The organism is Baaleninema sp., assembly GCF_049974805.1.
Lineage (GTDB): Bacteria > Cyanobacteriota > Cyanobacteriia > Cyanobacteriales > Geitlerinemataceae > Baaleninema.
Genome location: NZ_JBNGCO010000061.1, coordinates 18576 through 28265 on the forward strand (window position 1 = coordinate 18576; position 9690 = coordinate 28265).

General features: G+C 54.6%; 9 protein-coding genes. 7 read left to right on the top strand and 2 right to left on the bottom strand.

What is annotated here, in order from left to right; translation table 11 throughout:
• Positions 1 to 153 precede the first annotated feature (153 nt).
• On the top strand, positions 154 to 1725 hold the full coding sequence (locus ACP5D4_RS12915; protein ID WP_428012033.1) for a tetratricopeptide repeat protein: 1572 nt from the start codon (positions 154 to 156) through the stop codon (positions 1723 to 1725).
• Positions 1726 to 1841: 116 nt separating this feature from the next.
• On the opposite strand, the gene ACP5D4_RS12920 is transcribed toward ACP5D4_RS12915, so the two are convergent.
• Positions 1842 to 2720 (bottom strand): hypothetical protein, encoded by an 879-nt coding sequence (locus ACP5D4_RS12920; RefSeq protein WP_428012034.1) that lies wholly within the window; start codon positions 2718 to 2720, stop codon positions 1842 to 1844.
• A gap of 241 nt (positions 2721 to 2961) precedes the next feature.
• On the opposite strand from ACP5D4_RS12920, the gene ACP5D4_RS12925 reads away from it, so the two are divergent.
• From ACP5D4_RS12925 to ACP5D4_RS12945, 5 genes are all read left to right on the top strand, one after another.
• A complete protein-coding gene (locus ACP5D4_RS12925) occupies positions 2962 to 3318 on the top strand; it encodes an NAD(P)H-quinone oxidoreductase subunit M (RefSeq protein WP_428012035.1) in 357 nt (118 codons plus the stop codon).
• A 195-nt stretch (positions 3319 to 3513) separates the two neighbouring features.
• Positions 3514 to 4902: a DUF2157 domain-containing protein gene (locus ACP5D4_RS12930; protein ID WP_428012036.1), complete on the top strand. Its 1389-nt coding sequence runs from the start codon at positions 3514 to 3516 to the stop codon at positions 4900 to 4902.
• Positions 4899 to 5549, top strand: coding sequence for a GDYXXLXY domain-containing protein (locus ACP5D4_RS12935; protein WP_428012037.1), 651 nt, complete (start codon positions 4899 to 4901; stop codon positions 5547 to 5549). Before ACP5D4_RS12930 ends, ACP5D4_RS12935 begins: the two co-directional genes overlap by 4 nt.
• Positions 5550 to 5702: 153 nt before the next feature.
• Positions 5703 to 5852 (top strand): hypothetical protein, encoded by a 150-nt coding sequence (locus ACP5D4_RS12940; RefSeq protein WP_428012038.1) that lies wholly within the window; start codon positions 5703 to 5705, stop codon positions 5850 to 5852.
• A gap of 34 nt (positions 5853 to 5886) precedes the next feature.
• Entirely contained in the window at positions 5887 to 6300 is a 414-nt protein-coding gene (locus tag ACP5D4_RS12945) for a hypothetical protein (RefSeq protein ID WP_428012039.1), read from the top strand.
• Here ACP5D4_RS12945 and ACP5D4_RS12950 read toward each other — a convergent pair.
• On the bottom strand, positions 6297 to 8057 hold the full coding sequence (locus ACP5D4_RS12950) for an ADP-ribosylglycohydrolase family protein (protein WP_428012040.1): 1761 nt from the start codon (positions 8055 to 8057) through the stop codon (positions 6297 to 6299). The two genes, ACP5D4_RS12945 and ACP5D4_RS12950, sit on opposite strands and share 4 nt — an antisense overlap.
• A gap of 242 nt (positions 8058 to 8299) precedes the next feature.
• Here ACP5D4_RS12950 and ACP5D4_RS12955 point away from each other — a divergent pair, with 242 nt between their 5' ends.
• Positions 8300 to 9535 carry an LL-diaminopimelate aminotransferase gene (locus tag ACP5D4_RS12955; protein ID WP_428012041.1) on the top strand — a complete coding sequence of 412 codons (1236 nt, stop codon included), beginning with the start codon at positions 8300 to 8302 and terminating at the stop codon, positions 9533 to 9535.
• The last annotated feature ends 155 nt before the right edge of the window (positions 9536 to 9690 follow it).

Consider the following 9690-nt stretch of genomic DNA (forward strand, 5'->3'; position numbering starts at 1 on the left):
GTTGAGAATTTCTCCCCATCTCCCCTTCTCCCCCCTCTCCTAATCTCCCTCTCTCCCAATCTCCCCCTCTCCTTCTGCAACGGAGCGCGGAAGGCGTACAATCTCAAACGTCGAATTGGTCGAGTTGTAATTGTTTAAGGATAAGGACGGCGAATGCTTAGGCGGATCGTACAGGCGATAGCGAATTTCTTCCGGCGACTGTTCGGAGGAGGTGCGTTTCAACACGCAGACCGGGTTCCTGTCGCCCAACCGCCTCTGAGCGATGCGGAATGCGAGTTTTATTTTTTGCAACTGCTTGAGGGCGTCAGTCACGGATGGGACGAGACGAAGATCGATCGATTCTTCCAGGCGTTGGACGATCGCGCTTCTGAGGAACGCTGGATGACTTGGCTGCGCCAGTTCGGGAACGCTCGCACCCAGGACGAGACGCCTCAAGTGGAGTTGGGGCGCCGGATGGTGCAGTTGAGCGATCGAACTTCTCGGCCGGTGGCGCTGTTGGCGGGGAATATCGGACATCAGTTGTTGGCGGGAGCGAGTCCGGCGGAACTGTCCTCGGCCACGGAGGAAACTGCGACTGAAGCGGCGACGCCGACCCCCTCTCAAGCGCCGGCGACGCGGGGAGAATCGGAGACGGAGGAAGCGCGACGCTGGCTGTCTCGGGGAACGGAACAGTTGAAGGGCGATCGATTTGAGGCGGCTCTGTTGGCCTTCGATCGCGCCTTGGCTTTGGATGATACGCTGGTTCGTGCTTGGATCGGGCGTGGCGACGCCCTGGCGGAACTCAAGCGATCGAAAGAGGCTCTGGCCGCTTATCAGAAAGCGGCGGAACTCGACCCCGGAAACGCCCAAGTTTGGGGACATCTGGGTGATTTGCAACAGGATTTGAAACAGGTCGAAGCCGCCCTCGTTAGTTGGGATAAAGCGTTAGAACTCGATCCGAAAGATATTCAAACTTGGATTAATAAAGGGGTCGTGTTGGGATTGGATCTCAATCGTTGGGAAGACGCTCTGGCCACTTGGGAGAAGGCGTTGGAACTCGATGGTAACGACGCGCAAATTTGGTTTCGTCGCGGCGTGGCCTTCGGCGCGATGGAACGTTGGGACGAAGCGGTTGAGAGTTGGGATAAAGCCTTGGAACTCGATCCCTATTTCCGCGATGCTTGGATTAATAAAGGGGTCGCGCTGCAAAAGTTAGGACGCTACGAGGAGGCGATCGAAGCCAACAATCGCGCCCTCGGGTTGGATGCGGCGAAGGCTGACGACGCGCCTCCGGCGGAACCGACGAAGGCGAAATCGTCGGAGGAGAAGGCGAAAACCCCCGATCCGGAACAGGCGGAATCGTTGTATCGACAAGGGCTTCAGCAATACGATGCGGGGAATTTACACCCGGCGTTAAAGTTTCTCGATCGCGCTCTGGAAGCGGATGCGGATAATTTGAAAGTGTGGCAGCAACGGGGTCGCATTTTGCGGGAGTTGCAACAGTTTGAGGAGGCGATCGATTGTTGCGATCGCGCTTTGGAAAAATTTCCCGATGACTTGTTGCTGTGGTGGACGCGCACTTTATCTTTGCAACAACTGCAACGGTGGGAAGAGGCCAACTCTGGATGGGATAAGGTTCTCGAACTGCAACCGATGGCCAAAGATGCTTGGATTCACAAAGGCATCGCTTTGGAAAAACTCGGCCGCTACAGTGAGGCCATCGAAGCGAACAAACGAGCAATGTAATTATTTACCATATTTTAAATAAAATGTCAACCCCCGTTGCGTTATTTTATGTGAAGACGCGGCGGGGGTTTGGTTTGACGGGGTTTGAGGAGTTGTGATTGGGTGAGACATGGAGTTTACTCAGTGGTACGCTCTGCTTGCTGTTGCGCGACGCGGCTGTTTTGGCGGTAAACTTCGACGCGATCGCTGGCGGTGGTATAGCGGGGGTCGTCTGGGGGAACCTGCGCCATTAAATCCGCCGCTCGCTGCCATTTTGCCGCTAAATCAAGCCATTCTGCCCGATTTTGGGCGGTTTGGCCGTCAATGGATGCCTGTTCTGCCAAGCGCACCGCTTGCGTGAAGGGATCGGGGGCTTCGGGAACCGCAGGGGAGGGCGTCGGCGTGGCGGTGGGGGTGGCGGCTTCGGGAGTGTCCGAGGCGGTCGATCGCGTCCGTTGGTAGAGCCAGTTCAAGCCGAACAGGAGAATCAGGCTGAGGACAAAGCCAACCATCAACCCCTTTTGCATGGGATCTCTCGGTCGCGTGGGCATCGACACCGGGACTTTCTTCGGAAGCGCCACTTTGCGGCGGCCTTCGGCGGGTTTCAGACTGCTGACAAGCTGTTTGAGGGGATTCGGACGGCTTAAAACGATCTGTTGCGACCACAACAGTTGATTTTCCGGATCGCGGTTGATTTCTTCAAGCCACAGCAGTTGTTCTTCCCGCGCGATGCGACAGTTGAGATTGACGCGGCGGATGTTGTGGGGCGAAATTTCTTCGAGGAGGGAGCGAATTTGTTCGACAACATCCCCGCGATCGAGGCGATCGGCGTTGGGGGCTTCGCACAACAGTTGTAACCAGCCATCGGCAAACACCGCCCGCGTTCGCAGGCCAGACCCCGCCAGGTTGTCGTTGAGAACCTGTACGATGGCGGCAATACTACCTTGGCGGGCTTGTTGGACGATGTTATCGGCCGGATCGACTCGATGAGACTGCCGAACGAACGGATCTTTCACGCCGACTTCCTCAGACTTCTAGCTCTAGAGATTTAGTTCAGTTATAAGGATAGACGCTTTGGGGCGCGATCGCATGAAGCTGGGGTCGGCGAGAGCCAACCCAACAGCAGTTGAGCGGAAGTGTAACACACCATTACAATAATTGAGAAAAGAGTAAAAGGCCGTCTGGCTGAAACGTTCGTTCCACCGCCAGGCCGATCGATCGCCTATCTGTTTGTTTCGGAGACTTAAATTTTTAGCTATGCTTCTCAAATCGACAACACGCCACATTCGTATTTTCACCGCCGAAGTCGAAGGACAAGACTTGATTCCTAACGACAACGTTCTCACCCTCGATGTCGATCCCGATAACGAATTGGTTTGGAACGACGAGGCGTTAAAGGCGGTTTACCAGAAGTTCGAGGAACTCGTGGCGTCTTACGACGGCGAAGAGTTGACCGAATACAACCTGCGACGCATCGGCTCGGATTTAGAGCATTTCGTGCGATCGATGCTCTTTAAGGGTCAAGTCAGCTACAACCTCAACAGCCGCGTCAACAATTACAGTTTTGGTTTGCCCCGCGTGGACGAAAACGAAAACAAACTCTTGGGCGCTTAACCGTTAGGGTACGTGACGCGGCTGAAAAATGTTGCGTCTCGCCCGCCTTCAATATGGCTTTTCCGCGTCACGCAACGACCCTCTCATCTCCTCATCCGCAAAAAGCCAGCCCATAAAACGTCCACTCTCTCCTGACAGGGCGACGATCGACCGATTAGGCTGAAAGCAAATCGTCGCTGTGGGAGTTAACATCCCGTGACTTCGGAAAAATTTCGCCGCCAACTGCGTCAGGAAGCGGAGCAGTGGTGGAAAGAAGGACTTATCGATGCCGAACTTTACGGTACGCTGTCCGATCGCTATCGCTTTTCAAAGCTCGAATCTGAAGCCAGTAGCCGCTTTACGACCATCCTCATCGGTTTGGGAGGCATTCTCCTGGGGTTGGGCGTAATTAGCTTTGTCGCCGCTAACTGGATGGTATGGTCTCGCGAGGTCAAACTCACGTTGTTAATGACCCTGTTCGTGGGAATTAACGCGGTTGGGTTTTATTTGTGGCGATCGCGCGATCGCGGCGGAACCCACAAACTCGGGGCGGCGTTGCTCCTTTTGGGCGGATTAGTCCTGGGGGCAAACATAGCTTTGGTTTCCCAAATGTTCCACCAAAGCGGACCGCTGTACCAACTCTTCTTGGTTTGGAGTGCGGGAGTTTGGCTGATGGCGGTGAGTTTGGCGTTACCGTCTTTAGGGATTCTCTCGGCGTTATTGGTCAGTATCGCTTACGTCCCCGCCATTGTTGACGCCGCCAACGCCAGCGATTTGACGGTGTGGCACTTCGCCGCCCTCTATATGCCAAGCCTCGCTTTGTTGTTGTGGGTTCCCCTCGCCTGTCGCTGTGGTTCTAATATCACCTTCGGACTGACGGCGGTGTTAGTGTCGGGGTCGATTTTCGGCAATATCGCCATGTTACAAGGTTGGGCGATCGAAGGGGCGATCGTGCTGCCTCCGGCTCTGTTGTGGGCGTACAGCGTCCGTCCGCCGCGCCTGTTGCAGCGTCCGGCGTTCGATACCATCGCCCGCAGCCTCGCGATTCTCATCCTCGCCAGCGCGTTTTACCTCCTCTCGTTCAATCAATGGATGTATTTTGAGATTTCTGATTTCGGTTTTCGGCCGGAATTGGGACGCCACATCGCCATTGAGGGGTTAATTGTGGCGGCGGTGACGCTGTGGCTGTGGTTGAGATTGTTGAAGCAGCTCGATCGCTTCCGACCCTTTCAAGCTCGATCGCTCAATACGGGTATCGTCGCGTTAATGCTCCTCATCAGCGGCGTCACCATTTACGTTCACTTACACCTGCAACCGCTCCCGGTGCTCGCCCCGTTAATTTTTAATATCTTGCTGTTTTTCCTCGCCATTAGCGCCATTCGAGACGGATTGGGGTTTGGCAGTCGCCGCACCTTTTGGGGCGGTATGGTGTTACTCGTCGTCGGTATCGTAACGCGGATGCTGGAATACGATACGGGACTGTTGTTGAAATCCCTCGTCTTTGTGGGATGCGGTATTGGTGTCATTCTCGCTGGACTTTGGTTCGAGCGCAACGTTGAGATCGATCGCGCCGAGTCTCGTTCTTTACCGGAGGAAATCTCATGAAACCCGAAACCCCGATTCTCGCGCCCGAAACGCCTACGCAACAGCCCTCGCGGAAAAAATCCCAAATTCCCGCTTGGCGGTTGTGGGTTCCTCTGGCGTTGCAAACCCTGTTAATTCTGGCGGTTCCCGCCCGCGATGCCTATACGATGGCTTACGGAACCCGCGTGATTTTACAAACGGCACCCGTCGATCCTTACGATATGATGCGGGGTTACTATCAAACGCTCCGTTACGATATTTCTCAAATCGAGACGCTGCAAAGTTTACCGGGGGGCGATCGACTGTTCGCCTCTCACCGACGGGGCAGTTCTTACGATTTTTATGTAGTCTTGGAACCTCCCGAACCCGCCTCTGAAACCGCCTCTCAACCGCCGACGCCTTGGGTTCCGGTGCGCGTCAGCGAAGAACCTCCCGCCAACCTGGCAGAAAACCAAATTGCCCTGCGGGGACAGTATCGCCGCTGGCAAATTACTTACGGATTGGAAACTTACTATATGCCCGAGAACCAACGGGAACAAGTGAACGCGACCATTTCCCAAATTCAGCAGGACACGCCGGAAGCCTTTGTGGTGGAAGTTAAAATAGATGATGGCGCTCGGGCGGTTCCGGTGAGTCTCTGGGTGGGCGATCGCAACTATCAGTTTTGAGACGCTCTCCCGTAGAAAATCGTTTCCAATTTGGTATTGACAAAATGCTCAAAATATGATAGATATGCTCTTCACCAACGAGTTTAAGATCCCTTAAGATCCCCGGCATCTTCGAGATGCCGGGGATCTAGCGCGAGGATCTAGCGCGAGAGAGTGTCAAAATGGGATTTCGAGCAATGGGATTTCGAGCAATGGGATTTCGAGCAATGGAATTTCGAGCAATGGGATTTCGAGGCGATCGCTCAATTCTCAATCATCAACCTTTGTATCGATCTCACGGAGAAACGCCGCAAAAGTCCGTAAAAAGCGAACGAACGCGCTTATGTTAAAACGTCTAATGAAAGCTCTATTATGGACGAGTCTCGCAGTGGGATGCCTGGGGAGTCTCTTCGTCGCGCCGAGTCTCGCCCTTCCTGAAGCCGACGAAAACGGCGATTACGGACAGCTCGATCGCGCCTATCATACCGATTGGGTGGCGGTGGATTCCCATCCCGACGGCTTAAACTGTCGCATGAACCATCGCTACGAACTCTTCGACTTAGCTCGTCCCAACGATATCTATAACTGGCCGGTCGATCGAACCCTCACCTGGGGACAGCGATTTGAAACCCTCCCCAGTATGGCAGGCGGCGTCTTTTACGACGATCGCGGTGACGCCTGGTTGTTCGTCCGCTTCAACTCCAACCCCAACCAACCCGAAGGCTGTTTCGTCCGCGCCAATACCGACTCCGTTCGACCGATCGATCGCTAAGTACAACGACGCACCAACTGTTCCACACGCACTTCCAACTCCTGACGCTGTTTCAACCCGTCAATCCAAGATTTGGGGATACTGTGATAGCCGAACTTCGCCCCCAGTAACGCCCCCGCCACCGCCCCGTTCGTATCCGCGTCGCCCCCTTCGTGGAGAACTTGCAACAATCCCGCCTCGTAAGAGGGCGCGTGTTGCAACGCCCAAAATCCCGCACTCAGAGTTTTGAGGGTGTACCCCATTCCCCAAGATTCCCCTAATTTCAACGTCGCGATATCGGGATCGGCCGTGCGTTGGAAGTATTCTTGAATGTCAGGATGGTAATCCTTCACCTCTCGCGCCATCTGCTGGGTGAGGTTTTCCGTGTCCGTAGTACCGCACAGCAGAGCGCGAACCGCCAGGGACAGGGCGACGCAGGAGGCCACGCAGCGGGGATCGTAATGGGTAATCTGACAAATCTGTTCGGCGTGGGTTTTGACGCGATCGCGATCCGGGTAGTCCCAAATTCCCACCACAGAAGTCCGCATTAAACCGCCGTTGGGCGCCGAACGACCGCCGCTTTCCTCCCAAACTTTCTTCGCCGCCACAAAATAGTTGCGATCGAACTCCGCCTGAAAGAAATCAACCCCGTACATCTCTTTCGCAAACAAAACATTGTGCGTCGTCATCCCCAGACCGGGATTTCCCGCAGCCGCCCAACGGTAGAAGCGACGGGCGATATCGAGGAGATCGACCCCGTTCGACTCCAGCAAACTATCTAAAATACACAGCATTAACGCCGTGTCGTCGGTCCATTCCCCCGCTTCCCAACGAGACCGATGTTCGTCCCGCACGATATTCTCATAATCGGACAACCCCTCGGGGTAATACTCCCCAACGCGCTCTTTGGGAATTCCTTCGAGTCCCAACCCCAAAGCGTCGCCGATGGCGTGGCCGAAAATAGTACCCGCAATGCGATCGACCGTGCGATCGCTCGAAGCCAAAACCACAGGTTGAGGCGCCAGAGGTTTCGGTTGACGAGTTAACAAGTTCCGCAACCGTTCCAGCAACGCCCCGATATACCCCATCGAAGCGTCGTCCGGTTCGATGTCGTAACACCGCCACAACAGTTGCGACGCCCAGAGTCCCGTCCGCACTTCCGCGATCGTCGACGGTAGCGTATCGGCGTTGAGATACACCTGTTCCAGTTGTTCCCCCAAGAACCGGGCTTTTTCCAAACTTCCCCAGTCCTCTCGAGGATCGAACGCAGCAGCGAAATCGGCGATGTCTTTCCAGGGAGCCTCGCGACTCGGAACCGCCTCGGGAGAGAGTCGATCGCTGGGAACGGGGTTGAGGAGTTCCCGCACTTTCGGGAGCCAGCCGCGAACCAGCCAGTCGTTTTCCGGAACCACGCGATCGACCCAACAGCCCCCTTCCGCCAGGGTTTGCATCATGGCGATCGCCATCTGGCGATCGGAAGTATGAACCACCACCGGACATTGAGCCTTCGCCTGCGCCAAATACACCGCCACCTCTAGCCCCGTTCCGGGGTCGCCATTTCCCGCTTCCGACAACCGAGAACGGCTGAGATCCCCATCTAAACTGACCAGAGCGCAACTCTCTAACTCCGTCTCCAGAGTTTCGATCGCCACCGACGCCGTTTTGAAAAACCGAACCTGCGGGTCGTCGAAACTCTGTTTCAACAACTCGGCCATCCGCGATCGACGATCCGGACTGTCTTCTAAAATAGCGATCCACTGACGATGTACGTCGAACACGATCGATTCCCCGACTGACTCTAGCCTCGGTTCGATTCTATCGCGATCGATTCCCCAATCTCAGGGGTTGAAGCCAACGTGGAATAATACATAAAGAGCGGCGTTCGGTACGGAAAGCCTTTTTTTCGAGTCCGAAGCCGTTTTTCCATGGAAGCGCGATCTCAAAACGCTTCGCACAACTGCTGTAACCCACTGATTAACCACACTGTTCGACGCCAACACTGGCACTTCATACATTAACTATGGCAACCCTTAACGAGAACTACCTGAAACTGAAAGCGGGGTATCTCTTCCCCGAAATCGCCCGTCGCGTCAAAACCTTCGCCGACGCCAACCCCGACGCCCAAATTATCAAACTCGGCATCGGCGACGTCACCGAACCCTTACCCCAAGCCTGTCGCACCGCCATGGCCGACGCCATCCAAGACATGGGCGATCGCGCCTCCTTCAAAGGCTACGGCCCCGAACAAGGCTATCCTTGGTTACGGGAAAAAATCGCCGCGAAAGACTTCCAATCTCGCGGTTGCGACATCGACGCCTCTGAAATCTTCGTCTCCGACGGCGCCAAATGCGACACCGGAAACATTCTCGACATCTTCGGGAAAGACAACACCATCGCCGTCACCGACCCCGTATATCCCGTTTACGTCGATACCAACGTCATGGCCGGTCATACCGGCCCCGCCAACGACAAAGGCGAATACGAAGGATTAGTCTATATGCCCATTTCAGCGGACAACAACTTCACCGCTGAAATTCCCTCCCAAAAAGTCGATTTAATTTACCTCTGTTTCCCCAACAACCCCACCGGAGCAACCGCCACCAAAGAACATTTGAAAGCCTGGGTCGATTACGCCAAAGCCCACGATTCCATTATCCTCTTCGATGCCGCTTACGAAGCTTTTATCACCGATGAAAGTCTGCCTCACTCGATTTTTGAAATCGAAGGGGCCAAAGATTGCGCGATCGAATTTCGATCCTTCTCTAAAAACGCCGGATTCACCGGAACCCGCTGCGCCTACACCGTCGTCCCCAAAACCCTCACGGCCAAAACCTCCGACGGTTCGGACGTAGAACTGTGGAAACTCTGGAACCGCCGCCAATCCACCAAATTCAACGGCGTTTCTTACATCGTGCAACGGGGCGCCGAAGCCGTGTATTCGGACGCCGGACAAGCGCAAATTAAAGCCCTCGTCAACTTCTACTTAGAAAACGCAAAAATTATTCGCGAAAAACTCACCGAAGCCGGGTTGAAAGTCTACGGCGGTGTCAACGCGCCTTACGTTTGGGTACAGACCCCCAACGGGTTATCCAGTTGGGATTTCTTCGATAAGTTACTGTCAGCGGCCAACGTCGTCGGAACCCCCGGTTCCGGTTTCGGCGCAGCCGGAGAAGGCTACTTCCGCATCTCGGCATTTAACAGCCGCGAAAACGTCGAAGAAGCCATGAAACGGATTACTCAAAATCTGTCGGTGTAACCGTTTTTTAGCAGCGGATTTGTTCCCAGGCATCGCCTGGGAATACCGCTTTCTGGAAAATCTGTCAATCCTACAAAACCCGAAAAAATACTAGATTTACTTATTTTCTGAAGACTAAATTACTTAAAAATAACTGATAAAACATACTTTTTTAG